Annotated in this window: 19 protein-coding genes; 13 read left to right on the top strand and 6 right to left on the bottom strand. The window is 64.8% G+C overall.

Annotated elements, in window-relative coordinates:
• Positions 1-2: 2 nt before the first annotated feature.
• Both ACZY0Q_RS11765 and ACZY0Q_RS11760 read right to left on the bottom strand, forming a co-directional pair.
• On the bottom strand, positions 3-1,697 hold the full coding sequence (locus ACZY0Q_RS11765) for a flavin monoamine oxidase family protein (RefSeq protein WP_463917026.1): 1,695 nt from the start codon (positions 1,695-1,697) through the stop codon (positions 3-5).
• The gene (locus ACZY0Q_RS11760) at positions 1,694-3,232 is read right to left on the bottom strand and encodes an amino acid permease (RefSeq protein WP_463917023.1); all 1,539 of its coding nucleotides are present in this window, start codon (positions 3,230-3,232) and stop codon (positions 1,694-1,696) included. The genes ACZY0Q_RS11765 and ACZY0Q_RS11760 overlap by 4 nt, the downstream gene beginning before the upstream one ends.
• Before the next feature lie 158 nt (positions 3,233-3,390).
• Here ACZY0Q_RS11760 and ACZY0Q_RS11755 point away from each other — a divergent pair, with 158 nt between their 5' ends.
• Entirely contained in the window at positions 3,391-5,025 is a 1,635-nt protein-coding gene (locus ACZY0Q_RS11755) for a PucR family transcriptional regulator (protein ID WP_463917020.1), read from the top strand.
• Here ACZY0Q_RS11755 and ACZY0Q_RS11750 read toward each other — a convergent pair.
• On the bottom strand, positions 5,004-5,798 hold the full coding sequence (locus ACZY0Q_RS11750; RefSeq protein WP_463917018.1) for a carbon-nitrogen hydrolase family protein: 795 nt from the start codon (positions 5,796-5,798) through the stop codon (positions 5,004-5,006). The genes ACZY0Q_RS11755 and ACZY0Q_RS11750 overlap by 22 nt on opposite strands.
• Before the next feature lie 205 nt (positions 5,799-6,003).
• Between ACZY0Q_RS11750 and ACZY0Q_RS11745 the strand changes: the two genes are divergently transcribed.
• From ACZY0Q_RS11745 to ACZY0Q_RS11695, 11 genes are all read left to right on the top strand, one after another.
• Positions 6,004-7,194 carry an ROK family transcriptional regulator gene (locus tag ACZY0Q_RS11745; RefSeq protein WP_463917017.1) on the top strand — a complete coding sequence of 397 codons (1,191 nt, stop codon included), beginning with the start codon at positions 6,004-6,006 and terminating at the stop codon, positions 7,192-7,194.
• A 129-nt stretch (positions 7,195-7,323) separates the two neighbouring features.
• Positions 7,324-8,880 (top strand): multiple monosaccharide ABC transporter ATP-binding protein, encoded by a 1,557-nt coding sequence (gene mmsA / locus ACZY0Q_RS11740; RefSeq protein ID WP_463917016.1) that lies wholly within the window; start codon positions 7,324-7,326, stop codon positions 8,878-8,880.
• A 45-nt stretch (positions 8,881-8,925) separates the two neighbouring features.
• Entirely contained in the window at positions 8,926-10,212 is a 1,287-nt protein-coding gene (gene mmsB, locus ACZY0Q_RS11735) for a multiple monosaccharide ABC transporter permease (RefSeq protein WP_463917013.1), read from the top strand.
• Between the two features lie 49 nt (positions 10,213-10,261).
• On the top strand, positions 10,262-11,362 hold the full coding sequence (locus ACZY0Q_RS11730; RefSeq protein WP_463917012.1) for a substrate-binding domain-containing protein: 1,101 nt from the start codon (positions 10,262-10,264) through the stop codon (positions 11,360-11,362).
• A gap of 251 nt (positions 11,363-11,613) precedes the next feature.
• Entirely contained in the window at positions 11,614-13,053 is a 1,440-nt protein-coding gene (locus ACZY0Q_RS11725) for an ABC transporter permease (RefSeq protein WP_463917010.1), read from the top strand.
• A 2-nt stretch (positions 13,054-13,055) separates the two neighbouring features.
• Positions 13,056-13,745 (top strand): ABC transporter ATP-binding protein, encoded by a 690-nt coding sequence (locus ACZY0Q_RS11720; RefSeq protein WP_463917009.1) that lies wholly within the window; start codon positions 13,056-13,058, stop codon positions 13,743-13,745.
• A 35-nt stretch (positions 13,746-13,780) separates the two neighbouring features.
• Positions 13,781-14,851, top strand: coding sequence for a Gfo/Idh/MocA family protein (locus ACZY0Q_RS11715; protein ID WP_463917008.1), 1,071 nt, complete (start codon positions 13,781-13,783; stop codon positions 14,849-14,851).
• Between the two features lie 193 nt (positions 14,852-15,044).
• On the top strand, positions 15,045-15,914 hold the full coding sequence (locus tag ACZY0Q_RS11710) for a hypothetical protein (RefSeq protein ID WP_463917007.1): 870 nt from the start codon (positions 15,045-15,047) through the stop codon (positions 15,912-15,914).
• A gap of 87 nt (positions 15,915-16,001) precedes the next feature.
• Positions 16,002-17,363: an LPXTG cell wall anchor domain-containing protein gene (locus ACZY0Q_RS11705; protein ID WP_463917005.1), complete on the top strand. Its 1,362-nt coding sequence runs from the start codon at positions 16,002-16,004 to the stop codon at positions 17,361-17,363.
• Positions 17,364-17,628: 265 nt separating this feature from the next.
• Positions 17,629-18,843: a serine/threonine-protein kinase gene (locus ACZY0Q_RS11700; RefSeq protein WP_463917003.1), complete on the top strand. Its 1,215-nt coding sequence runs from the start codon at positions 17,629-17,631 to the stop codon at positions 18,841-18,843.
• Positions 18,840-19,337, top strand: a complete 498-nt coding sequence (locus ACZY0Q_RS11695) for a hypothetical protein (protein WP_463917002.1) — start codon at positions 18,840-18,842, stop codon at positions 19,335-19,337. The genes ACZY0Q_RS11700 and ACZY0Q_RS11695 overlap by 4 nt, the downstream gene beginning before the upstream one ends.
• Positions 19,338-19,459: 122 nt before the next feature.
• Here ACZY0Q_RS11695 and ACZY0Q_RS11690 read toward each other — a convergent pair whose 3' ends face one another.
• Together ACZY0Q_RS11690 and ACZY0Q_RS11685 are read right to left on the bottom strand one after the other, a co-directional pair.
• Positions 19,460-21,679, bottom strand: coding sequence for an NADP-dependent isocitrate dehydrogenase (locus ACZY0Q_RS11690; protein WP_463917001.1), 2,220 nt, complete (start codon positions 21,677-21,679; stop codon positions 19,460-19,462).
• A gap of 227 nt (positions 21,680-21,906) precedes the next feature.
• The gene (locus ACZY0Q_RS11685) at positions 21,907-22,131 is read right to left on the bottom strand and encodes a hypothetical protein (RefSeq protein ID WP_463917000.1); all 225 of its coding nucleotides are present in this window, start codon (positions 22,129-22,131) and stop codon (positions 21,907-21,909) included.
• Positions 22,132-22,366: 235 nt separating this feature from the next.
• Here ACZY0Q_RS11685 and ACZY0Q_RS11680 point away from each other — a divergent pair, with 235 nt between their 5' ends.
• A complete protein-coding gene (locus ACZY0Q_RS11680; RefSeq protein WP_463916999.1) occupies positions 22,367-23,335 on the top strand; it encodes a trypsin-like serine peptidase in 969 nt (322 codons plus the stop codon).
• A gap of 424 nt (positions 23,336-23,759) precedes the next feature.
• Here ACZY0Q_RS11680 and purH read toward each other — a convergent pair whose 3' ends face one another.
• A complete protein-coding gene (gene purH / locus ACZY0Q_RS11675; RefSeq protein ID WP_463916997.1) occupies positions 23,760-25,454 on the bottom strand; it encodes a bifunctional phosphoribosylaminoimidazolecarboxamide formyltransferase/IMP cyclohydrolase in 1,695 nt (564 codons plus the stop codon).
• Positions 25,455-25,518 lie beyond the last annotated feature (64 nt).

Genomic DNA, 25,518 nt, shown 5'->3' with positions numbered 1-25,518 from the left:
CCTCAGTCCAGGGCGATCGGTCCGATGGCGTCCAGGAGATCGCCCGGACCGGGGTTGCCCGGCGCCGCCGAACCGCCCAGGTGGTTCACCACACCCCACACCGCATTCAGGCCGGTGGTCACGGCGCCGTCGGCCCAGCCCGCGGTGAAGGACACATCGTCACCGGCGAGGAAGATCCCGCGCTGGGATTCGGGCAGCTTGTCCTGCTTGAAGTGCGTGAACAGCCGCTGTTGGTACCGGTAATGCCCCGGCAGGTTCGCCTTAAAGGCACCCATGAAGTTTGGATCGGCTTCCCAGGAAACGGTGATGGGCTGTCCCACGATGTGGCTGGCGATGTCCACGTCCGGGTAAATCTGCTCCAGGGAGTGGAGCATCAGCTCAACCCGCTCGTCGGCATCCAGGGACAGCCATTTGAGCGCGTCATCGTTCCAGGTGTAGGACAGCAGGATCACGGCCGGCTTGTCCGGGCCGTCATCGAGGAGGTAGGTGGCCCTGTTGAGCCGGTCCGTCAAGGTCATGGATAGCACCTCGCGGCCGGTGTCCGGATCGATGTCCTTCCAGAACGGACGGTCCACCATCACAAACGTCTTGGACGACTGCATGTAGTGCGAGCGCTCGATCGCGGTCCACAGTTCCGCCGGGAACAGCGCCTCCTCTGTGTGGATGCGCGTTGACAGCAGCCAGGACTGGCACGTGGTGACCACGGCAGGGTAGCTGGCCTCGCGGCCCCAGCGCTCCCTGATCCGGAGGTCGCCGTCGGGGTCGCGGCTGATCTTGCCGACAGCCCCGCGGGGCGATCCGGAGTGGAGCGACGCCAGGGACGTTCCGTCCGGCCAGTGCGCCATGCCCGACGGCGCGTGCTGCCACAGTCCCTCAGGGAGCCGTTGGGCTCCCCCGCTGATGAGCCGGTGCTGGTCGTCTGCGTCCGTGTAGACCACGCGGAGGATTTCCAGGATGGAGTTGGGGAAGTCTGTGTCCCAGCCGCCGGTGCCGAAACCCACCTGGCCAAAGGCTTCACGGTGCGCGAAGCCGGCTTCCTTGAACGACTGGCTCCCGGCGATGAACCCGTAGAAGGTCTGCTCGTCCATGAGCGGCAGCAGTTCGTTCCAGAGCTCCTTGATCCGGCCGGTGTCGCGGGCCCGGATGGCCTCCTGCATTTCGACGAACTTCGCGCCGTCGTTCACTGCCGCCTTCCAGGCATCGGCCACCTCGCGGAAGAACGGCGGCAAGTCCTGTGGAGTCTCTGCGTAGTACTTCTGGCCGGCCAGTTCGATCACGGTGCTTGACGTGACGGGTGCCAACGGGTTGGGGAAATCCTGCGTGTCCAGCCCCAGCAGGTCCACGTAGTGGTAGAAGGCCCTGCCGGACACGGGGAACCGCATGCCGCCAAGATCGGCCACCACGCCGGGAGCGGACGGAAAACCGGCCGTCCGCAGTCGGCCGCCGATCTGGTCCGCTTCGTAGACAACAGGGCGCAGGCCCAGCTTCATCAGTTCGTACGCCGTGACGAGGCCCGAAAGCCCCGCACCGACAACCGCCACTTCGGTGCCATATAGCTCCGGCGGAACCGCACCGAGCCCTGCCGGGTGGGCGAGGTAGTGGTCGTAGCTGAACGGAAAATCGGGGTTCAGCATGGTGATGGGGCCAGCCTGGGTGCTGGATGGGTCAGAAGCCGGGAGTTCGGTGGCGACGGTCATGAAAGCTCTGCCTTCGTTTGTTCGAGGGTGGACAGCGTTGAAGATTCCGGCCTGCTCAGTTCACGGTATTCCTCATGGCTCAGCGCCGCTACCCTGGAGTTCCGCCGCCCGTAGCCGAAGTAGGCGGCCACGCCCACCAGCATCCAGATTCCGAAGGTCACCCAAGTGTCGGCACCGAGGTTGGCCATGAGGTAGGCGCACATCAGGGCGCCGAGGATCGGGGTCAGGGGGAAGAGCGGAACGCGGAACGTGCGCTCCAGTTCGGGCCGGGTGCGGCGCAGGTAGATCACGGCCACGTTGACCAGCGCGAAGGCGAACAGGGTTCCGATGCTGGTGGCGTCGGCCAGGGCACCGAGCGGGACCAGCCCGGCGGTGACGGCGACGGCGGCGCCCACCAGGAGCGTGCCGGCCGCGGGGGTGCCAGTCCGGCGGGAGACGCGGCCGAAGATCTTCGGGATGAGGCCGTCGCGGGACATGGAGAGCAGGATGCGGGTCTGGCCGTAGAGGACAGTCAGGACAATGCTGGCGATGGCTAGGACTGCGCCGACGGCGAAGACGAGGGCGATCCACGGCTGGCCGGTTGTTTCCTCCAGGATCTTCACCAGCGTGGCTTCGGTACCGTCGAACCACCCCCACGGGCGGGCGCCGATGGCTGCGACCGCTACCAGGACGTAGATGGTGGTGACGATGACCATGGAGAGCATGATGGCGCGGGGCAGGTCGCGCTTGGGGTTGCGGGCTTCCTCGCCGGCGGTGGAGGCGGCGTCGAAGCCGATGTAGGAGAAGAACACCCGGGACGCGGCAGCGGAAACCCCGGCGGCGCCCATGGGCAAGAGCGGTTCAAAGTTGCCTGCGTTGAAGGCGGTGAAGGCCACGGCGCAGAAGAAGAGAAGGATACCCACCTTGACCACAACGATGGACGTGTTGATCCAGGCGCTTTCCTTGGCTCCGCGGATCAGCAGGATGGTGGCCAGCACCACGATGACCATGGCCGGGATGTTGACCAGGCCGCCGTCGCCCGGGGGCTGGGACACGGCGTCGGGCAGGACCTGCCCGAACACGGCCAGGGCCTCGTTCACGTACTGGCCCGCGCCCACGGCAACGGCTGCTACGGAGACGGCGTACTCGAGGACCAGGCACCAGCCGCAGATCCAGGCCATGCCTTCGCCCATGGTGGCGTAGGTGTAGGAATAGCTGGAACCGGAGACGGGGACCATGCCCGCCATTTCCGCATAGGACACGGCTGAAAGCAGCGCGGCGAACCCGGCGATCGCGAACGAGATCCAGATGGCGGGGCCGGCGAGCGGAACGGATTCGCCGAGGATGACCAGGATCCCGGTCCCCAGGGTGGCGCCGACGCTGATCATGGTCAGCTGCAGGACTCCGAAGCTGCGGACCAATTTCGGTCCGCCCTGGCCGCTTTCCGTTTCGCTGACCATCTGTCCGATCGGCTTACGGCGCAGCAGTTGCGCGCCCAGCCCAGGACGGCCGGCAGTCCGGCCCGTGGCAGGTCCGGAGAGTGTTGGCACAGTCATCGTTGACGTCCGTTCGTGAGTAGTTGTCGGTTTCCCTCATCCAGCGTAGGGGTGTGAGCCGCATCTCAGGGATGTGCAAAGTGACCTATAGTTTTCAATCATGAGACGTAATGCACCACACATCGCCAGCGCCGGACACGTCGGCCAGGGGTCCTTCCATGCAATCTGATACTGCGGAACACCTAGACGCGGTGACCCTGGGCCAGTTCCTGTCAGCACTCCCCCGGGACGTAGCCGTTCTTCACGATGCCGGCAATTCCGGCGCACCGTTGCGCTGGGTGGAGCCCAGCGAGCTGGAGGATCCCACGCCCTACCTGCTGGATGGGGAGTTTGTCCTGACGGCGGGCCTGCCTTTCCTGGATGACGGCGGCACGAAGGAGCGGGCGGACGCGTACGTCCGGCGGCTGGTCGGCGCAGGCGTCGCCGCTTTGGGGTTTGGCCTGGAGCCCTACTTCGACGCCGTCCCGGACCACGTGCTGTCAGCCTGCCGGAAACACCGGCTCACCCTGGTCAGGATTCCTCACAGCGTCCCCTTCGCCGCCATCGGACTGGAGTTCTCCCAGCTCCTGGAATCCGGAAATGCACGGGTCTTCCGTCAGCTGGCGGAGACCAACCGGCAACTGATGCGGGCTGTACTGTCGGCCAGGCCCGAGCACGAGCTCCTGTCCGCGCTGGCACAGCGGGTTCCGGCATGGGCCCAGCTTTTCGGGGCGGACGGCCGGGTGCGGGCCCGAGCGGCAGCGGCCGGGATCGGCGGGACCGGCCATGGTGCCGCCGTCGAACCTTCCGCCCTGCAGCCCATGCTGAAGCGGCTAATGGCAGGCAACGGACCGCGGGTGGAGACGGACTCGTTGCCAGCGAACGGGTCAGCCCTGGTGTTTGGCCACCCGCTCCGGAGCACCAAGGACGCCACCCTTGGGGCCCTCATCCTTGGCACGGACAGGCCGCTGACTCCGGCCCAGAACAGCGTGGTGTCATCGGTGGTGGGGCTGCTGGAACTGCTGGTACGCCAGCGCACCAGCGGCTCGCTCGCCCCCAGCCAGCTGGCAACGGCACTCCTGCTGCATCCGGAGAGCCTGACCGCCGGCTCAACCCGGCAGCTGAACGTCCTTAGGGACCTCCTGGCCCAAAGCGTTTCCGGAACCCGGTCCGGTGCCCTTCGGGTGGTGCTGGGCATTCGGGCGGATGCGTCGGCGCCTGCGTCGGCGGATGGTCCGGTCAGGGAGTTGCTGCAGTGGCGCAGGCTCTTCGACACGAAGATGGTGGAACTGACGGAATACGGGTTTGCCGCCGTTACGCGGTTCAAAGTGGACGACACGCTGTTGCATGAGGTGGAGGAACTGGGCTGGCGCCTGGTGGTGGGCGATCCCACCGAAATGGCCGGCCTTCCTGCCGCCTACCAGCGCGCGGCGTCGCTGCGATCCCGCGTCCAGGCAAGCGGAGAAAGCGTGCGGGTGGATGAAGTCACGTGGACCGTCGCTGGACTGTTGGGCCGCAGCGCCGGCACCATGCTTGCCGCCAGGCTGCTGGAACCGGTCCTGGCGCAGGAGCCTGACCGCCGGAGCTCCCAGCTCGCTGTCCTGAAGTCATGGTTGGGCGAAAATGGCAACTGGGATGCCACAGCCAAGGTGCTGAGCCTGCACCGGAACAGCGTGCGGCGCCAGATCAATGCACTGGCCGAACTGCTGGCCATGGACCTTGGCTCCGCCCAGGTCCGGGCTGAACTGTGGATTGCCCTGCAATACGTGGACGGCATGGAGGCCGGGGTGCCTCAGATGCCCCAGGACCGGTAGAGGTCGGGGCGGCGTTCACGGAGGTACGGCACCACGTCACGGGCATTTCGGGCGGCGTCCGGGTCCACCTCGGCGTACAGGATTTCGGTTCCTGGCCCCGCCGCGGCCAGCAGCGAACCGTCCGGTCCGGCAATCACGCTGCCGCCGAGGAACTCGCAGCCGTCCTCGGTTCCGGAGTGGTTGGCGTAGGCGATGGTCAGTTGGCTTTCCAGTGCCCTGGCTCGCAGCAGTAGCTGGGGAACGCTCTCGAATCCATGCGCCAGCGCGGTGGGCACCAGGAGCAATTCTGCGCCGCCCATTGCCGCGGCCCGGACCGTTTCGGGGAATTCCACGTCGTAGCAGATCACCATGGACGTCCGGAAGCCGTTGAAGTCGACGACGGCGGGACCCGCCTCCGCGGGGCTGAACGCCGCGCGTTCGTCATCACCAAAGAGGTGCACCTTCGCGTAGTTAAGAAGCTCGGCCCCGGTGGCGTCCACCAGCGTGGACGTGATGTGCCAACGGCCTCCGTCGCCGACTGACGGAAGGCTGTACACCAGGGCGATCCCGTGGCGGACGGCGATGGCGGCGAGCGTCTCCCTGATGGCGGGAAGCGTGGCAGGGTCCAGTTCCGCGCGGAGCCTCAGCGGGGCGTAGCCAACGGGGAAGAGTTCAGGGGTCACCAGAACTGATGCGCCCTCCGCGCTGGCCGCCCGGGCAGCCGCATCCAGGGCGGCGCAGTTTGCATCCACGTCGAGTACGCGGGCGTTCGCCTGCATCAGGGCCAGCAGCACCGTTTCCACCTCACATGATCGGGACGGCCGCAGGAAATATGCGTCCGATTTTTCCAGCCTAACCACCGGCACTGAACGGCTCCGGGGCCAATTGCACCGGCCAAAGCCCCAGGCGGACGGATCGTCCCATCATTTTGTCTCAATCGGCAGGCCTATTGCGTTAACTTCTTGACTACAAGAGTCAAAGTAGGGCAATCTTCTTTTCATGTCCGCCACACCGCGCTCGCCGAGGAGCAAGCCAAAGAATCCGGGATCCCAGTCAGCCCTCCGGCAACTGAATCAGCAACGGATCATCGAGACCCTCATGAGCGGGCCGTCCACCCAGGCCGAGCTTGCACGCCAGACCGGTCTGTCCACTGCAACGGTGTCCAACATCGTCAAAATCATGCAGGATGCGGGCCTGGCTTCGACGGAACCGATCACCAGTTCCGGCCGCCGGGCGCTCAATGTGCGGCTCAACAGCAACGGCGCGGTGGCGGTGGGAATCGACTTCGGCCGGCGGCACTTGCGCGTGGTCCTGGCATCCCTGAGCTACCACGTGATCGCGGAGGAGTCCGTCCTGCTGCCCCTCGGCCACCAAGCCGAGGAAGGCATCCGGGCCGCCGTCGGACTACTCGACAAACTGCTGCAGCAAAGCGGCGTTGACCGGTCCCTCGTGGTAGGTGCCGGCGTCGGAATTCCCGGCCCCATCGACCGCCGGACCGGCACCGTGGCGCAGGGCGCCATCCTCCCGGAATGGGTGGGCATCAACATCCTCCAGCATCTGGAGGAAAAGCTCAATATCCCCGTGTTCGTTGACAACGACGCCAATCTTGGAGCCTGGTCCGAGGTCACGTGGGGACCGCATACCGGAGTCAGTAACCTGATGTTCCTCAAGATCGGGTCGGGCATCGGCGCCGGCCTGATCCTCAACGGCGCGCCCTACTACGGCACGGTGGGCATTACCGGAGAAATCGGCCACGCCACCATCCACGAGCACGGACTCGTGTGCCGGTGCGGCAACCGCGGCTGCCTGGAAACCATTGCCTCCACCACCACCATGATGGAGCTGCTGGGTCGCGGTGAAGACCCACCCCTGACGCCTGCGGACATCGTGCGAAAGGCCCTCTCACGCGATTCTGCAACGCTCAGGGTGGTGGACGATGCAGGCCTGGCGGTCGGACGCGCCCTGGGCAACGTGGCCAATCTGATCAACCCTGAAGTGATCGTTGTGGGCGGTCCCCTTGCGGGGCTGGGCGACCTGCTGCTCGATCCCATCAGGCGGGGGCTGATCAGGCATGCAGTACCGGTGATCGGCGAGACCACCACGCTGACGATGTCGTCCCTCGGAGACCGCGCCGAGGCTCTGGGGGCGGCCGCGCTGGTGTTCCAACACGCCGGAATCCGGCGTGCGTAGCCGTTTTGTTATCCGGAAATTGCGTTAAAGACTTGACGACAACCGGTGTGATCAAGTTTACTTTTTCATCAGACGACCCTGCGCTTGCTGGGCGGACAACGAAGTCATGCATTGGAGGCGTAAGGGCAAATGACGTCCCACACCACGCACACTGACCCGGTCATCCTGGAGATGCGCTCCATCACCAAGGAGTTTCCCGGCGTTAAGGCACTGTCGGAGGTAAGCCTTCGGGTCAAGGCCGGCGAGATCCACGCCATCTGCGGCGAAAACGGCGCCGGCAAGTCAACCCTGATGAAGGTGCTTTCCGGCGTCTACCCGTATGGCAGCTATGACGGCGACATCGTGTACCAGAATGAAATCCAGCAGTTCAGGGACATCCGGGCCAGCGAGGCGGCCGGCATCGTGATCATCCACCAGGAGCTGGCCCTAATCCCGGAGCTCTCCATCATGGAGAACATCTTCCTGGGCAACGAACCAACCAAGCGGGGAGTCATCAACTGGGCGGAGGCGCGCCTCCGGTCCACCGAACTGCTGGCCCGGGTGGGACTCAGGGAAAACCCGGACACCCCCATCAAGGAGATCGGCGTCGGCAAGCAACAGCTGGTGGAGATCGCCAAGGCGCTGAACAAGTCGGTCAAGATCCTCATTCTGGACGAGCCAACCGCAGCGCTGAACGAATCCGATTCCCAGCACCTCCTGGACCTGATGCTGGGCCTCAAGGGCAAAGGCATCACGTCGATCATCATTTCCCACAAGCTCAACGAGATCGAACAGATCGCCGATTCCATCACCATCATCCGGGACGGCAAGGCGATCGAAACTCTCGATGTTAAGGCGGACGGCGTCGACGAGGACCGCATCATCAAGGGCATGGTGGGCCGGGCGCTGGAGTCCCGTTTCCCCGACCACACCCCCAAGATCGGCGACGTGTTCTTCGAGGTGAAGGACTGGACTGTGGGACACCCCGCCATCCAGGACCGTTTGGTCTGCAAGGGTTCGAATTTCCATGTCCGCCGCGGCGAGATCGTCGGGTTCGCCGGACTGATGGGCGCTGGACGCACCGAGCTGGCGCGGTCGGTGTTTGGCCGGTCCTACGGCCGGTTCATCAACGGGCGCATCTACAAGGACGGCAACGAAGTCACGCTCAAGTCAGTCCGCCAGGCCATCGATGCCGGCCTAGGGTACGTCACCGAGGACCGGAAGTCGCTGGGACTGAACCTCCTCGATGACATCAAGACCACCACTGTCTCGGCCAACCTGAAAAAGATCAGCCACAACAGCGTGGTGGACACCAACGCGGAATTCACTGTGGCCGAGCAGTACCGGAAGTCGCTGCGCACCAAAACACCGTCCGTCGAGGAAGGCGTGGCCAAGCTCTCCGGCGGAAACCAGCAAAAGGTGGTCCTGGCGAAGTGGATGTTCACGGACCCGGACCTGCTGATCCTGGACGAGCCCACCCGCGGCATCGACGTCGGGGCCAAGTACGAGATCTACGGCATCATCCAGGAGCTCGCCAACCAGGGCAAGGGCGTCATCGTGATCTCTTCGGAACTGCCCGAACTGCTGGGCCTCTCGGACCGGATCTACACCATCTTCGAAGGCGCCATCACCGGTGTCCTGAACAAAGAGGAAGCGAGCCAGGAAAGCCTGATGAAACTTATGACCTCCGCCCGCAAAGCCGCCTGACCCTCTGGAATTCTCCAGATCCTTCCAGATACAAGGACTGAAACAATGAACGCGCTTAAGAAGCTTTTTGGCGGCAACACCCGCCAATTCGGGATGATCTTCGCCCTGGTCGCGCTGATCATCTTCTTCCAGATCACCACAGAGGGCCGCACGCTCACCCCGGGCAACGTCATCAACCTCTTCAACGGAAACTCTTACATCCTGATCCTGGCCATCGGCATGGTGTTGGTCATTATCGCCGGCCACATCGACCTCTCCGTCGGTTCGGTCGCCGCGTTTGTCGGTGTCACGGTCGCCCTTGCCATCCGGGACTGGGGCATCCCCTGGTACGCGGGCGTGCTTATCGGCCTGCTGCTCGGGGCGCTGATCGGAGCCTGGCAAGGGCTATGGACGGCGTATGTGGGCATCCCCGCGTTCATCGTCACACTGGCAGGCATGCTGCTGTTCCGCGGCTTTAACCAGTTTGTGGGCAAGTCCAACACCATCCCGGTGCCCAATGACTTCCAGTTCCTCGGCTCCGGCTACCTCCCGGAGGTGGGACCGAGAACCGGCTACAACAACCTGACGCTTCTGATCGGCCTCGCCGCCGTCGCCTTCGTGATCGTCAGTGAAATCCGCAGCCGACGCACCGCGAAGGCCCTGGGTGCCGAAGTGCCGGAGACCTGGGTGGTTGTCCTCAAGCTCGTCCTGGTCTGCGCCGCGATCCTGTACGCAACGTACCTCTTCGCCACCGGCCGTCCGGGCACCTCCTTCCCCATCCCCGGCCTGATCCTCGCCGTCCTGGTCATCATCTACGGGTTTGTTTCCGCCAAGACGGTGGTGGGCCGACACATTTACGCCGTGGGTGGCAACCGCCACGCGGCCGAACTCTCCGGCGTCCAGTCCAAGAAGGTCAACTTCTTGGTCATGATGAACATGTCGATCCTTGCCGGCCTCGCCGGCATGATCTTCGTGGGACGCTCCACGGCTTCAGGCCCGTTCGACGGAGTGGGCTGGGAACTGGACGCCATCGCGGCTGTATTCATCGGCGGCGCCGCCGTGACTGGCGGTGTGGGCACCGTGATCGGGTCCATCATCGGAGGCCTGGTCATGGCAGTTCTGAACAACGGCCTGCAGCTCCTGGGCGTTGGTGCGGACCTCACCCAGATCATCAAGGGCCTGGTCCTGCTCATCGCCGTCGCGTTCGACGTCTACAACAAGACCCAGGGTAAGAAGTCCATCATCGGCATGATGACCAAGAACTTCAGCCGCAACTCCGGCACCGGCCCGTCGAACCCCCTCCAGCCCGACGAGACCACTTCCACCAAGGAAGCCATCTCCAGGGAAGCCTGACCGTCAACACCTTTGCAACTCACACCACATCAAAGAAAGAGAAACAACAATGCGAATGATTGGTAAAGCAGGAAAGGCTGCAGCTGTTGCTGCTATTGCGGCACTGGCGCTGACAGCCTGCGGCCGCTCCGACACCGGCACCACCGGCGGGTCCAGCGAGGGCGCCGGCGGCTTCGAACAAAGCTCGTCCATCGGCGTCGCACTTCCCCAGAAGACCAGTGAAAACTGGGTCCTGGCGGAGAAACTGTTCAACGACGGGCTCTCCGGCGCCGGCTTCAAGGCGGATGTACAGTTCGCCAACGGCGGCGTCTCAGAGCAGCAGAACCAGATTAGCGCCATGATCACCAAGGGCGCCAAGGTCATCATCGTTGGTGCCATCGACGGCGCGCAGCTGGGAACGCAGCTGAAGCAGGCCAAGGACTCCGGCGCGACGATCATCGCCTATGACCGCCTCCTGCTGAACACCGCGAACGTGGACTATTACGTGGCCTACGACAACTTCAAGGTCGGTGTCCTCCAGGGCCAGGCCCTGCTCGACGGGATGAAGGCCAAGAAGGCATCCGGACCGTACAACATCGAGCTGTTCGCCGGGTCCCCCGACGACGCCAACGCCAAGGTCTTCTTCGACGGCGCCATGAGCGTCCTGAAGCCGAAAATCGACGACGGGACACTCAAGGTTCTTTCCGGCCAGGTTTCCTTCGAACAGGCTGTTACCCAGGGCTGGAAGGCTGAGAACGCCCAGCGCCGTGCAGACACATTGCTCACCGGCAGCTACGGCACGGCTTCCCTGGACGGCGTCCTGTCCCCGAACGACACCCTGGCCCGCGCTGTCCTGACGTCAGTCAAGGCTGCCGGCAAGCCGCTCCCGATCATCACCGGCCAGGACTCCGAAGTTGAGTCCGTGAAGTCCATCCTTGCCGGCGAGCAGTACTCCACCATCAACAAGGACACCCGCAAGCTCGTTGAGCACGCGATCGTGATGGTCAAGGATCTTCAGGCAGGCAAGACGCCTGAGGTCAACGACGACAAGTCCTACAACAACACGGTGAAGACCGTACCCGCCTTCCTGCTGCCGCCGGTCATCGTGACCGCCGCCAACGTGAAGACGGCCTACGCGGACGATCCGGTACTGGGCCCGCTGACCAAATAACGCGGACTAAGCACGCGGTCCAAGCAACGCGGTCCACCGGTTTACAAAGAATGCCCCGGCTCCCCACAGGGAGCCGGGGCATTCCGCGTTCCAACGCTCTCTCACTTAATTCACGCTTTTCACCGACGCTCTTTCACTTCCCGCGGCGTTTCACAGCCCAAACACAGCTTCGCCCGCCCTCCTGCACAGGCCCGGACGCGAGGGTAGGAGCAGATGCCGGCCTTCCGCCGGCCCCAGATCCTAGGAGTACAGTGAGCGTCCTTGCCCGGAGTGTTGGCAATGCCTTCAGAAACAAGGTCCGGACAGCTGCGGTGGTGGCAGTCCTGGCCGTCGCGATCGGACTTGCCCTGGCCATGCTGGTGGCCAACCAGGCCGTCGGAGCCAAAGTCCAGGAGCTGAACGCATCTGTCGGAACCGTCCTGACCGTCAACCCGGCCGGCGGCCAGGGCTTCGAAGGCGGCGGCGAACCGCTGACTGCCGAGCAGACCGCCACCGCAGCGGCCGTCCCCAACGTCAGCTCCGTCGTCGGAACCAGTGCACTCAGGCTGCGGAACGCTGCCGAAGCCGCTGCCCAGACGGCGGCCGGCACCCAGGCTGGCCCCGGCGGCGGCCAAGGCGGTCCCGGCGGACAGTACGCCACCACGCTGACCACCAGCCTCACCGCAGCCATCGACGCCGGCACCCTCGGCGGCCGGAACCAGGCCGCGAACGGCACCACGGGAACCACCACCGCGCAGCCGGTACGCTCGCTTCCCATCACCGCAACCGGGATCGGCGCCGAAGTGGACACCACCGGCAAGGCGCTGACCATCACCGAAGGCTCGGGCCTGGGAGACTACACGGCTGAGTCCGCCAACGCCCTTCTGGGAACCACTCTGGCCGAGAAGAACAACCTGGCCATCGGCTCCACGTTCACCATCAACGACCAGACGTTCACTGTGGCAGGCGTCTTCGATTCAGGCACCACGTTCGGCAATAACGCCCTGTACCTGACCCTGCCCACGGCGCAGACCGTCGCGGAGCTGCCCGGCGAGCTGTCCTCGATGATCGTCACGGTGGACAGCATGGAAAACCTCCAAACCGCCAAGACCGCGCTCGAGTCCGCCCTCGGCACGGACAAGGCCGACGTCACCCAGGGCCAGAACCTGGAGTCCGCCGTCAGCTCGCTCGGCAGCGTCAAGAACATCTCGTTCATCGCCTTCGTCGCAGCCCTGGGCACCGCCGGACTGATCATCCTGCTGATCATGGTCATGCTGGTCCGCGAGCGCCGCCGGGAAATCGGTGTCCTCAAGGCGATCGGAGCGCCCAACCGCACCATCGGCCTGCAGTTCGTGCTGGAGGCGCTGGTGCTGGTGGCCATGGGCAGCGCGGTGGGCGCCGCCGTCGCGTCCTTTGCCAGCGGAGGCATCGCTTCCGCACTGATCAGCACCAACACGAGCACGACGGCGGCAGCCACCGCCGGGCGCGCCGCACGTACCGGCGGGGCTGGCTTCCCCGGCGGAGCTGGCCTTCCCGCCGGGAGCCCCTTCGGCGGTGCTTCCCAGCTGCTGACATCGGTCACCGCCAGCGCCTCCCCCGGCGTCATCGCCGCCGGGATCGCAGCGGTGTTCGGCGTGGCCATCATCGGCGCGCTGGTCCCTGCACTGCTCACGGCACGCATCCGTCCCATCGAAGTCCTGCGAGGAGAATAGCCATGATTGAAGTCAAGAACCTGGTCCGCACTTTCAACTCCGGTGACCGCACCATCAAGCCGGTCAACGACGTCAGTTTTGTTCTCGAACAGGGCACTACGGCCTCCATCGTCGGCAAAAGCGGCAGCGGCAAGAGCACGCTATTGTCCCTCCTGGGTGCGCTGGACAAACCCACCAGCGGAGACGTCGTCGTCAACGGCGTGAGCCTGGCCGGGATGCCGGACGGCAAGCTGACCGAGTACCGGCGCCGGGACATCGGGTTCGTTTTCCAGCAGTTCAACCTGATCCCCAACCTTTCGGCGATGGACAACGTCATGCTGCCCATGGAGTTCGCGGGCGTGCGCAGGGCAGAGCGTCGACAGCGCGCAATGGACCTTCTGGAGCAGGTGCAGCTGGACCCGGAGAAACAGGTGCGGCGCATCAACCGGCTGTCCGGCGGCGAGCAGCAGCGTGTGGCGATCGCCCGGGCGCTGGCCAACGAACCCAAACTGATCCTCGCGGACGAGCCCACCGGCAACCTGGACGAACAGACCGGCGATCACATCATCGAACTGCTCAGCTCGCTCAGCCGTGATCACAACACCACCATCCTCGTGGTCACCCACGACAAGGCGCTGGCCAACAAGACGGACCGCCGCTTCAGGCTCCAGCAGGGCAGGCTGACGGAAGAACCGGCGCGCGCCCTTGTCTGACGTCCGAAGTAGTACTGGATGAGAGGATGGTCACCATGAGTGCGCCCATTGCCACACCGTGGCTGTCCAGTCAGTCCGACCAGGATCCCCGGTCCGCCACCGGAAAACCTCTGCGGTGGGGCGTCATAGCCACCGGCGGGATCGCGCGGTCGGTCTCGCAGGACCTGGCCCTGCTTTCTGACGCCGAGCTTTACGCCGTCAGTTCCCGCTCACAGGGCACCGCGGAGAGTTTCGCTACGGACTACAGTTTCGCCAAGGCATACGGGGACGACGACGGCGTGCCCGGCTACCAGCGGCTGCTCGCCGATGAGTCGGTGGACGTGGTGTACATCGCCACACCGCACGCCCAGCACCACGAGATTGTGCTCGCTGCGCTCAACGCGGGCAAGCACGTCCTGTGCGAAAAGGCGTTCACCATCAATGCCAGGGAAGCGACCGAGCTCGTCGATCTTGCCCGTGAACGGAAGCTCTTCCTCATGGAGGCCGTATGGTCCCGCTTCCTCCCGGGCATGCAGCGGGCGTTCGAGATTGCCGCGTCCGGGGAGCTCGGGGACGTGCACTGGGTGACCGCTGACCTGGGCTTTCCCGCGCCGTATTCCCCGACGTCCAGGCTGTGGGCCAGGCAGGATGGTGGCGGCGCCCTCCTGGACATCTCGGTTTACCCGCTGCTGTGGGCAGTAGGAACGCTGGGGTTCCCGCAGACGGTCAGTGCCACGGGCTTCATTAATGACGACGGCGTTGACGCCCAGAACGCACTGACCCTCGGCTACCACCATGGCGCCCAGGCCCAGCTGACGTCCTCGCTCCTGGCCTACGGTCCCCGGACGGCCACCGTGGCGGGCAGCCTGGGCTATCTCCAGAGTGTTGGTTCCATCAACAATCCGCGGGAGCTGGTGATCGGTATCGGCAGGGAAGAGTTGCGCACGGAGGCGTTCGACGTCGTCGGCATCGGCTATACCTACGAACTGCGCGAGGTGACCCGTTGTATCCAGCAGGGTCTGACCGAGAGCCCGGTCATGCCGCTGGAGGATTCCATCAACACGATGCGGCTCTTTGACGGAGTACGCGGACAGCTGGGCGTCAGCTACCCGAATGATGCCCACTGAATTACCGGGTTCTTACCGTTTCGGGACTGTGACTTTTTTGTAAACACGTTTGACACTTGCCATTCGGCTATCGATGGGTGAGTGACAAATTAGTAAGTTTGCTGGATTTATTTTCAATTTCCCTAGACTTGCTCCACACAGGAGTCTTACGCTGATGAAATCGTAGGTCTCAACGGTACTGGGGGTGGTACGCATGGCTAAAGTTCGATCGCCTTGGCGTGCTCTCCGGCCGCTGCTCCTCGCAGGTGCGGTAACCGCCACCTGGCTCACACTTTCCGCGTCCGCCGCAACGGCAGACTCTTCGAGGGATTCCGGGTCCCTTCTGGGCGGCGTCACTTCGTCGGTTTCGTCCCTGACCGCGCAGCTGACCGGTGCCGTCTCTCCCATTCTTGACGCCGCTTCGCCGGCCCCTTCACCCGCCGGACTCCTGCAGCCCGCAGTGGGCAATGTGGCGGGCACAGCGGATCAGCTGATCTCCGCCGTCCCTGTGGTGAAGAGTGTGGTTCCGGCGGGCACCGTCACGGCCGTGGCCGTCCCGATTGCCGCAGTGGTGGACACCGCTGCGGATGACCTTATTGAGACAGTCGCACCGCCCCTCACCGATGCCGTACCGGTCCTTGAACCTGTGCTGAAGCCGGTTGTCGACCTGGTCGATGCGACCGTTCCGTCCGCTCCGGTCACGGTGCCCGGGCTGCAGCCTCTTGAAGAGATTACCTTCGTCGCAACTGATGCCGTAACGAACTCCCCCGGCTCTGCCGAGAACCTGCTCGCCGTCACGGGCACGTCATCGCTGCCGGTTCCGGCCGGCACAGAAATGCACGCAGTCCCGGCAGAAATCCCCTGGACCACGGATCCTTCGACGCCTGCGGCTCCGGCCCCGGCCCCGGCAGGACCGGCTTCGGGGGCAGGGAGCGGCGCCTCGCCCTCCGGCGCCTCAGGCTCTTCTGCCTGGCTGGACGAGTTCGGTTTCAACGTGCCGCTTCTGGGGGTCTTTCCCATCAGCGGATCACCGGATCATGCCCCGTCACCGGTGTCATTCGACCCCGGTTCCTCTCCTGACTAGTTGAGCCCTCCTGCCCTTCTTCATGGGCAGAACACGGCCTCAAGGCGCTGACCAGCGCCCCAAAACAACTTCTCAGGAGAGAACATCATGAATTGCAACCTTCGCAGGGGGCTGCTCAGCACCCTCTTTGCCGGCGGCCTACTCGCCTTCGGTGCCACCGCAGCCAGCGCCGCGGACACAACGAACGGACCGGATCTTTCCGCATCCGCCCTGGTCTCAGCCGCGGCATCCGTTGACACGACGTCGTTGGGTCTGCTGGGTGGCCCAACGCAGTCGGATACTGCGGATGTCGCTGCTGTAGTCGACGTCAATCTTGGCCTCGGTGACGGCCTCCTCGGCGGCACCCATAGCAGCGGAACCGGCAACGGCAACACCACCGCCGACGTAGCTGCAGCAGCCGACGTCAACCTTGGGAACAACCTCCTCGGCAGCAGCAACGGCAGCGGAACCGCCGCTGACGTCGCCGCGGTAGCCGACATCAACCTCGGCGGCACGGACGCTAGCGGAACCACCGCCGACGTCGCCGCCGCCGTCGACGTTAACCTCGGCAGCGGGACCGGCACCACCACCGCCGACGTAGCTGCAGCAGCCGACGTCAACCTTGGGGACAACGTCCTCGGCGGCACGGACGGTGGCGGAACCACCGCTGACCTAGCTGCATTGGTCGACGTTAACCTTGGAGACGACGTCCTCGGCAGCACCAACGGCAGCGGGACGAGCAATACCAACACCGACGTAGCTGCAGTGGTCGACGTCAGCCTTGGGGACAACGTCCTCGGCGGAACGGACGGTGGCGGAACCACCGCTGACGTCGCCGCAGCAGCGGACATCAACCTCGGCCTCGGCGACAACGTCCTCGGCAACAGCAACGGCAGCGGCACTACCGCCGACGTCGTAGCCGACGTTGACCTGGGCCTCGGCCTGGGTGATGGCGTCCTCGGCGGCACCGACGGCGGCCTCGACGCTGCTGTTGATGTAGATCTGGGCCTGGACACGTCCGGCGCACTTGATGACGTGAATGTTGCTCTCGATGCATGCGTCATCATCGGCGGCGGCACCAACGGCTGTGGAACCCCGGGTACTGAAACCCCCGGTACGGAAACGCCCGGCACTGACACCACGGACCCGGGAACCGGCACAACAGGTGACACTGACACCACGGATCCGGGTACTGGCACAACAGGGAACACGGACACCACGAACCCGGGAACCGGAACCACCGGCACCACGGGAGCTGGCACGACCGGTATCACTGTTCTTCCCGCCGGCACCACCACCGGTTCGGTATCTGCTGCCGCAAACACCATGGGCAACAGCACGGGCAACACCTCAGTCCAGGGGGGCACCAGCATGCTGGCCAAGACGGGTATGGATGCTTCACTGATCCCGCTCGCCCTGATCCTGCTGCTTGCCGGGCTGCTGATGCTGATGCGGCGCAAGCGCGCATAGGCAGCCAGCCTGCCTAATCCAGGCGACCCAGAAGTAGTTCCACACGGTCCCGTCGTTAGCGGCACCTTCAGTTTCTTCGAAAGGGGGTAGGCCACCGGAAAGCTCGACTACCAGCACTTGTCCCTGTGCCCGGAGGCCCGGCCGGGAAGGTCTCGATGACTTCCCAGCCGGGCCGCCGGCGTGCCGGCAGACGATCGGAAGGAAGCCCTACCGGCCGGTATCATTGGGGAAGAATAGTGCCACAGCGCACCGGGAGGAACTGGTCATGGTGGCGGATTCGCCTAGCTCCATCAAGAATGAAGTGCTCGGCGGACGCTATCGGCTGGCGGACATCATCGGCCGCGGTGGCATGTCATCCGTCTACCGCGCCCGGGACGAAAACCTGGGCAGGGATGTCGCACTGAAGCTCTTCGCCCCACAGGCACCGGATGCCAACGAGCTCAGACGCCAGGAATCCGAAATCCAGCTGCTAGCAACACTTAACCATCCCAGCCTGGTCACGCTGTTCGACGCAGGCATCGATACCCGTATCCTGGACGAACCCCGCCCGTTCCTGACCATGGAACTCGTGGAGGGCCAGGACCTCCGCAGCCGGATCAGGCACAGTGCAGTTCCCCTGGACGAGCTTGCAGTCATCGGGGCAGGCGTAGCTGACGCGCTGGCCTACGTGCACAGCCTGGGCATCATCCACCGCGACATCAAGCCCGGGAACATCCTGCTCGTGCAGATCCGTCCGGGCGAGCCTCTGCGCGCCAAACTCACGGATTTTGGCATCGCCAGGATCGCCGACGCAGCCCGGCTGACCGCCACGGGAACCATGGTTGGAACAGCCGCTTATCTCAGTCCGGAGCAGGCTATGGGTTCTCCCCTGTCGGCCGCCACCGACATCTACTCGCTGGGCCTGGTTCTCCTGGAATGCGTCAAGCAGACCGTTGAGTTCCCGGGCAGCGCAGTTGAATCCGCAGTAGCCCGGTTGCACCGGGCACCCGAGATCCCTGCTGACGTTCCAGCGGAGTGGGCCGATCTGATCCGTTCCATGACTGCCATCGAACCGCTGGAACGTCCTGCCGCGGCCGAGGTTGAATCCGTGCTGCGCCAGGCCCTGGTGTCACCAGTCTCAGCACCGGGCGAGCTTGAACCGGAGGCCACCCGAGTACTCCCGGCCATGCCGTTCAGGCCACCGTCCTTCGCCATCACTGCTGAATCCGACCTGCCGGTGGTCCGGACCCCCAAGACCCAACGGGACGTCACCCGCCGTTCCGAGCCGCGGAGCTGGGTCCCGGGCTTGTCCCGTCTCCGCCACACCCGAAGGCGGTTCTGGACGGTCATCGTTTTGGGCGTTCTCGCCGCTGGAGCAGCCGGAACGGCGTTGACCTTGAGCCTGGCACCTCAGCCAATGCCCGACGTCGTTCCCTACCCCGCCGTCACCGGCACTTTGGGCGACCATCTCAAGGAACTTCAGGAGAGCGTGAAACCATGAGCAGTGCACAGAATCACCGTTGGCGTTCTGCGGCAGCCCACGGCCTCACGGCTGCCACAGCGGTTCTGCTGGCCGGTTCGTTGGCAGCGTGCGGCCCGGCTGAGACCGGCCTTCAACGTGATGCCGCCCACCAGCTCCAGGAACGGGTCCTCCGCGTCAGCCAGGCTGCCGCCGTCAACGACCTGTCCGGCGGGCTGTCAGCCCTGGACAGCCTCGACGCCGATCTCGCGTCCGCTGTGGGAACGGGACAGGTGACGGAGGAACGCCGGCGCAGCATCACCACGGCGGCTGCTGCTGTCCGCGCAGACCTGACGGCGGCAAAGACCGCAGAGGACGCCGCAGTAGCGAAGGCCGCTGAGGACGCGGCCGCAGCACAAAAGCAGGCAGATGCGGATGCTGCTGCGGCTGAGGCCGCCAAGGTGGCCCCCGGACCGGCATCTCCGTCGTCCGATGAAGGCAAGGGAACCAAAGGCAAGGGCAAGGGCGACGACTGACTGCCAGTCGGACGGCCCGTCCAGCTTATTAACCCACCCGTGCTTCATCCCGCGTGATCGAGAAGATGAAAGAGGCGGCGCCCCGGTTCCCCGGGGCGCCGCCTCTTAAAGTTCGATTCCGCTTAGCTCAGGGTCGCAATGACCTTATTCAGCGTGGCCGACGGACGCATCACAGCCGATGCCTTGGCCTCATCCGGCCGGTAGTAACCGCCGATGTCCACCGCTGAGCCCTGCACAGCGGCCAGTTCGCCGACGATGACGTCCTCGTTGGAGGCAAGCGCTTTGGCGACAGCCGCGAACGATGCCGCCAGTTCCGCATCCTCGGTCTGCTTGGCCAGTTCCTCGGCCCAGTAGCGGGCGAGGAAGTAGTGGCTGCCACGGTTGTCCAGCTCGCCGGCGCGGCGGCTCGGGGACTTGTTTTCCAGCAGGAAGGTTCCCGTTGCCTTGTCCAGGGTGTCTGCCAGGACCTGCGCGCGGGCGTTGTCCGTGGTGGTGGCCAGGTGTTCGAAGCTGACGGCGAGTGCCAGGAATTCGCCCAGGCTGTCCCAGCGCAGGTGGTTTTCCTTGAGCAGCTGCTGGACGTGCTTGGGGGCAGATCCGCCGGCGCCGGTCTCGAAGAGTCCGCCACCGTTCATCAGGGGAACAACGGAAAGCATCTTGGCGCTAGTGCCCAGTTCCAGGATGGGGAACAAGTCCGTGAGGTAGTCGCGGAGCACGTTGCCGGAGACGGAGATGGTGTCCTCGCCCTTGCGGATGCGCTCCAGGGTGAAGGCCGTTGCCTTCACCGGGGACATGATTTCGATCTGCAGGCCCTCGGTGTCGTGGTCCTTGAGGTATTCGGTGACCTTGGCGATGAGGTTGCGGTCGTGCGCGCGGGTCTCGTCCAGCCAGAACACTGCGGGAGTGTTGGAGGCGCGGGCGCGGGTGACGGCCAGCTTGACCCAGTCGCGGATGGGGGCATCCTTGGCCTGGCAGGCGCGCCAGATGTCACCGGGTGCAACCTCGTGTTCGATCAGGACGGCGCCGGAACCGTCAACGATCTGCGCCGTGCCGGCTTCCTGGATCTCGAATGTCTTGTCGTGGCTGCCGTATTCCTCGGCGGCCTGGGCCATCAGGCCGACGTTCGGGACGGTGCCCATGGTGGTGGGGTCGAAGGCGCCGTGGGCGCGGCAGTCGTCCAGGACAACCTGGTAGATGCCGGCGTAGGAGCTGTCCGGAAGGACTGCGAGGGTGTCGGCTTCCTTGCCGTCCGGGCCCCACATGTGGCCGGAGGAGCGGATCATGGCGGGCATGGAAGCGTCAACGATGATGTCTGAGGGCACGTTGAGGCTGGTGATGCCCTTGTCCGAGTCCACCATGGCCAGGGCAGGGCCGTCGTCGAGGCCCTTCTGGATGAGCGCCTGCACTCCTTCACGCACGTCCTCCGGCAGCTCCTCGAGGCCACTCAGGATGGCGGCCAGGCCGTTGTTGGGGCTCAGGCCGGCGGCGGTGAGCTGCTTGCCGTAAGTCTCGAACAGTTCGGAGAAGTAGGCCTTCACCACGTGGCCGAAGATGATGGGGTCCGAGACCTTCATCATGGTGGCCTTCAGGTGGGCGGAGAAGAGGACGCCCTCTTCCTTGGCGCGTACTACCTGGGCTGCCAGGAACTCGTCCAGCGCTGCGGCGCGCATGACGGTGCCATCAATGACTTCGCCGGCCAGCACGGGGAACGGCTTCTTCAGGACCTTGACCGAGCCGTCTTCGCGGACCAACTGGATGGCGATGGTGCCGTCGGACGCGATGACCACGGACTTCTCGTTGGCGCGGAAGTCGTCAGCCGTCATGTATGCAACGTTGGTCTTGGAATCAGCGGACCAGGCACCCATGGAGTGGGGGTTCTGGCGGGCGTAGTTCTTGACGGACAGCGGCGCACGGCGGTCCGAGTTTCCCTCGCGCAGGACCGGGTTCACAGCGGAGCCCTTGATCTTGTCGTAGCGGGAGCGGACGGCCGTTTCCTCGTCCGAGGAGGGGTTGTCCGGGTAGTCGGGCAGGTTGTAGCCCTGGCCCTGCAGCTCGGCGATGGCGGCCTTCAGCTGCGGGATGGAAGCGCTGATGTTGGGCAGCTTGATGATGTTGGCATCCGGCGTCTTCGCCAGTTCTCCGAGTTCAGCAAGGGCATCACCGATCTGCTGTTCCGGGGTGAGGTAGTCACCGAACACGGAGATGATGCGGCCTGCGAGCGAAATGTCACGGGTCTCCACCTCCACACCTGCGGTCGAAGCAAACGCCTCGATGATCGGCAAAAACGAATAAGTAGCCAGCATCGGCGCTTCGTCGGTGTGGGTATAGATAATCTTGGACATGCGCGGGCGTCTCCCTGGAGGTCGGCTGATTTTTTTGGAAATTTGTTCTATTTCACCTCCCTTAACTTACCCGAGGACAGGGCTTTGGACCGTACCGGGGCGGCCGGACGGCCCTGCATTACAGCGGATTGGGGCATGGTGGAACTCCCGACGGCGGTGCGCACCCGTGGCGGCAGGCCGCCGTCGCGCTTCACCTCCGGGAGACACCGGCGCAGGTGAGGATCCGGTCAGCGCCGCTTGTGGGGTATGTCACTGGGCCAGAGCTGTACGTATTTGAGGTCCTGGCGGCGCAGCTCCTCCGTCGCCGTGAACGAATGCACAGGATCTACGTCACGCAGTTGCACGGCTGCGGCGTAGGCCTCAACATCCGGGGAAGCACTTTGTCCACCCTCAGCAGTTACATGCCGGCCGTTGACGGCGGACCTTTTGGCGGACTTCCAGAAAGCAATCACGATGGGACCCCAATTCAGTGAGAGCCCGGAGCCCAGATCGGACGTGCTGTACAGGAAAAATACCCTTCGGCCGCCGGTTTCGCCAGAGCTGCGGCACAAGTCTGCGGGCATCCACATCCGCTGCGGGCCCTACCGGCGGCGTCACTACTATTTACAAATTTGTCATGCGTCGATAAGTTCTAGGGGTCACGCCGTGGGCCGTCCCTGGCCCCCATCCGTTTTAGACAGGACCATAATGACGCTAACCAGCTCCTTGTCCGCAAGCTTCCTGAGCCTTTCGGCAGCTGCCCTCATTGCGCTGGTTGGCGCCGGGGGCGCACATGCTGCCCCCTCGGCGTCGGACGAAAAAACGGTACCTTCGGTTGCCCGAGCCGCAGCGGACAGCACTGGAGCAGCCGACTACTGGACATCGGACCGCATGCGCGCCGCGATTCCCGGCGACGTACTGGCCAGCAAGGCGGTGGCACGCGGTAAATCATCCAGCGCTGCGAGCGTGCTGAAGGGGCCCAAAACGACGGTCACGGGCACCCAGGGCAAGCCCACGCTCGCGCAGCCTGCGGACCCGGTAGCCCACATCGGCAAGGTGTTCTTCACCCTCGGCGGCCAAAATTACGTCTGCTCTGGAAACGTCGTGACGGCGTCGAACAAGAGCACCGTTGCCACGGCCGGACACTGCCTTAACGAGGGTCCCGGCACGTTCGCCTCTAACTTCGTTTTTGTCCCCAAGTACAAGGACGGTGTGGCCCCCTACGGCGCGTGGACCGCCGCCGAGTACTTCACGCCCACTCAGTGGAGCGCGGGTGGGGATATCAGCTACGACACCGGCTTTGCCGTGATGGACCCGCAAGAAGACGGCACGCTGCTGGAGAACGCCGTTGGTGGCTCCGGCGTGGCATTCAACGAAGCCCGCGGCCTGCAGTACACCGCCTACGGCTACCCCGCCGCCAATCCCTTCAACGGCGAGCGGCTCTGGAGCTGCACCGGCACCGCCACCAAGGACAAGACCAACCCGCAGTTCGGCACGCAGGGAATCCCGTGCGACATGACCGGCGGCTCTTCAGGCGGCCCGTGGTTCATCGGCAGCGGCTCCGACGGCTTCCAGAACTCCATCAACAGTTACGGCTACAGCCCGAAACCCGTGATGTACGGCCCGTACTGGGGCAGCGTCATCGAAGAGGCCTATTTCAGTGCCGCAGCAGCCTAGGAAAACCTCGCCCGACGAGGCACACGGGAAAGGATCCGTCAGCCACAGCAAATCGGGCCAGACCCGCGAGGAGATCCTCGAGTACTGGACCAAACAGCGAATGGCCGCCGCAAAGCCCCGGGAGCTCCGGCTTCCGGAAGGGGGTCCGCGCCTCATGCAGCGGGGCGCGGACCCGATACAACGTCCTTCCTAGCTGCCCGTTAAAGCCCGACGGCGCCTGTCCCCTTGGTGGGGACGGGCGCCGTCGACGTTGGGCCCACGCCGGCAGGGTTCCCTGGCCGAAGAAGCGAGGTCAGGGAGCCGGTGGGTGGGCCCACGCCGGCAGGGTTCCCTGACCGAGCTTGCGAGGTTAGGGAGCCGGTGGGTGGGCCCACGCCGGCAGGGTTCCCTGACCGAGCTTGCGAGGTTAGGGAGCCGGTGGGGATTAGTGGAAGAAGTGGCGGGCACCCGTGAAGTACATGGTGATGCCGGCCGCGTTGGCTGCGGCCACGACTTCCTCATCCCGGACGGAACCGCCCGGCTGCACCACGGCGCGGACTCCCGCGTCGATCAGGATCTGCAGCCCGTCAGCGAACGGGAAGAACGCGTCGGAGGCGCCGACGGCACCGTGGGCGCGCTGCGGTGCAACGCTCGCCTCTGTCGTCGATGGACCAGCGGCACCGCCGGCACCTTCGACGTCGGACTCCACCGAAACGCCCAGCGTGTTGGCACGCTCCACGGCCAGCTTGCAGGAATCGAGGCGGTTGACCTGGCCCATGCCGATTCCGACTGCGGCACCATTGTTCGCGAGCAGAATGGCGTTGGACTTTGCGGCGCGGCAGGCGGTCCAGGCGAAAGCTAGGTCCGCGAGGGTCTTTTCGTCAGCGGCTTCGCCGGCGGCGAGGGTCCAGTTGGCGGGGTTGTCGCCGTCGGCGTCCACCTTATCGCTCATCTGTACCAGGACACCGCCGGAAACCTGGCGCATTTCTGCCGGGTAGCGGCCGTAGCCTTCGGGCAGGGCCAGCAGGCGGATGTTTTTCTTCTTGGCGAGGATCTCCACGGCTTCCGGCTCAAAGTCCGGGGCAATGACAACTTCGGTGAAGATGCCGGCAACGGTCTGTGCCATGGTGGCGGTGACCGTCCGGTTGGCAGCGATGACGCCGCCGAAGGCCGAAACGGGGTCGCAGGCGTGGGCCTTGGCGTGGGCATCGGCGATCGGGTCTGCAACATCAGCGGAACCGACGGCGACACCGCACGGATTGGCATGCTTGATGATGGCGACGGCGGGTTCGGCGAAGTCGAACGCGGCGCGGAGGGCCGCGTCGGCGTCAACGAAGTTGTTGTAGCTCATGGCTTTGCCGTGCAGCTGGTCGGCCTGCGCGATGCCTGCCGGGGCTGCCTTGTCCACGTACAGCGCAGCCTGCTGGTGCGGGTTTTCGCCGTAACGGAGGACCTCGGAGCGCTCCAGCGACAGGCCGGCGTAGGCAGGCCAGTCGATAATGCCGTCGCCGTCTTCATCCAGGAACTGGCTGGCAGTCCAGGTGGCCACGGCGGTGTCGTAGGACGCGGTGTGGGCGAACGCCTTGGCGGCCAGCCGGCGTCGGGTCTTCAGGTCAAAGCCACCCTCAGCGGCGGCGGTGACCACGGAGCCGTAGAACGTGGGGTCAACAACAATGGCGACGGCGGCGTGGTTCTTCGCTGCCGACCGCACCATCGCCGGCCCGCCGATGTCGATCTGCTCAACGACGTCGTCCTGCGCGGCGCCGGACTTCACAGTCTCAACGAACGGGTAGAGGTTCACCACAACCAGGTCGAAGGTTTCGATCTCCATGCCGGCGAGGGTTTCCATGTGGGCCGGGACGCGGCGGTCCGCCAGGATCCCGCCGTGGACGCGCGGGTGCAGCGTCTTGACGCGGCCGTCCAGCATTTCCGGGGACCCGGTGACTTCTTCGACTTCCTGGACCGGGATACCGGCCGCAGCGATCTTCTTCGCCGTGGAACCGGTGGAGACGATCTTCACGCCGGCTGCGTGCAGGCCCCTGGCGAGATCCTCCAGACCGGTCTTGTCGTAAACCGAGATCAGCGCCCGGCGGATGGGAACACGGTCAATGGATACACGGTCAGGCTGCGTGACGCTCACAAAAAGTCTCCGTCTGATCTCGCGGAACAGTGCCGCGGTTGGTGGGGATAGGCCCAGTTTATCG

Source organism: Pseudarthrobacter lactosi, from assembly GCF_055412785.1.
This window is presented reverse-complemented; position numbering and strand designations above follow the sequence as displayed.

Excerpts from the sequence above, each read along its gene's own strand:
- ACZY0Q_RS11765 (WP_463917026.1), bottom strand. The coding sequence starts at position 1,697 with ATGACCGTCGCCACCGAACTCCCGGCTTCTGACCCATCCAGCACCCAG.
- ACZY0Q_RS11760 (WP_463917023.1), bottom strand. The coding sequence starts at position 3,232 with ATGACTGTGCCAACACTCTCCGGACCTGCCACGGGCCGGACTGCCGGC.
- ACZY0Q_RS11755 (WP_463917020.1), top strand. The coding sequence starts at position 3,391 with ATGCAATCTGATACTGCGGAACACCTAGACGCGGTGACCCTGGGCCAG.
- ACZY0Q_RS11745 (WP_463917017.1), top strand. The coding sequence starts at position 6,004 with ATGTCCGCCACACCGCGCTCGCCGAGGAGCAAGCCAAAGAATCCGGGA.
- mmsA (WP_463917016.1), top strand. The coding sequence starts at position 7,324 with ATGACGTCCCACACCACGCACACTGACCCGGTCATCCTGGAGATGCGC.
- mmsB (WP_463917013.1), top strand. The coding sequence starts at position 8,926 with ATGAACGCGCTTAAGAAGCTTTTTGGCGGCAACACCCGCCAATTCGGG.
- ACZY0Q_RS11730 (WP_463917012.1), top strand. The coding sequence starts at position 10,262 with ATGCGAATGATTGGTAAAGCAGGAAAGGCTGCAGCTGTTGCTGCTATT.
- ACZY0Q_RS11720 (WP_463917009.1), top strand. The coding sequence starts at position 13,056 with ATGATTGAAGTCAAGAACCTGGTCCGCACTTTCAACTCCGGTGACCGC.
- ACZY0Q_RS11715 (WP_463917008.1), top strand. The coding sequence starts at position 13,781 with ATGAGTGCGCCCATTGCCACACCGTGGCTGTCCAGTCAGTCCGACCAG.
- ACZY0Q_RS11710 (WP_463917007.1), top strand. The coding sequence starts at position 15,045 with ATGGCTAAAGTTCGATCGCCTTGGCGTGCTCTCCGGCCGCTGCTCCTC.
- ACZY0Q_RS11705 (WP_463917005.1), top strand. The coding sequence starts at position 16,002 with ATGAATTGCAACCTTCGCAGGGGGCTGCTCAGCACCCTCTTTGCCGGC.
- ACZY0Q_RS11700 (WP_463917003.1), top strand. The coding sequence starts at position 17,629 with ATGGTGGCGGATTCGCCTAGCTCCATCAAGAATGAAGTGCTCGGCGGA.
- ACZY0Q_RS11695 (WP_463917002.1), top strand. The coding sequence starts at position 18,840 with ATGAGCAGTGCACAGAATCACCGTTGGCGTTCTGCGGCAGCCCACGGC.
- ACZY0Q_RS11690 (WP_463917001.1), bottom strand. The coding sequence starts at position 21,679 with ATGTCCAAGATTATCTATACCCACACCGACGAAGCGCCGATGCTGGCT.
- ACZY0Q_RS11680 (WP_463916999.1), top strand. The coding sequence starts at position 22,367 with ATGACGCTAACCAGCTCCTTGTCCGCAAGCTTCCTGAGCCTTTCGGCA.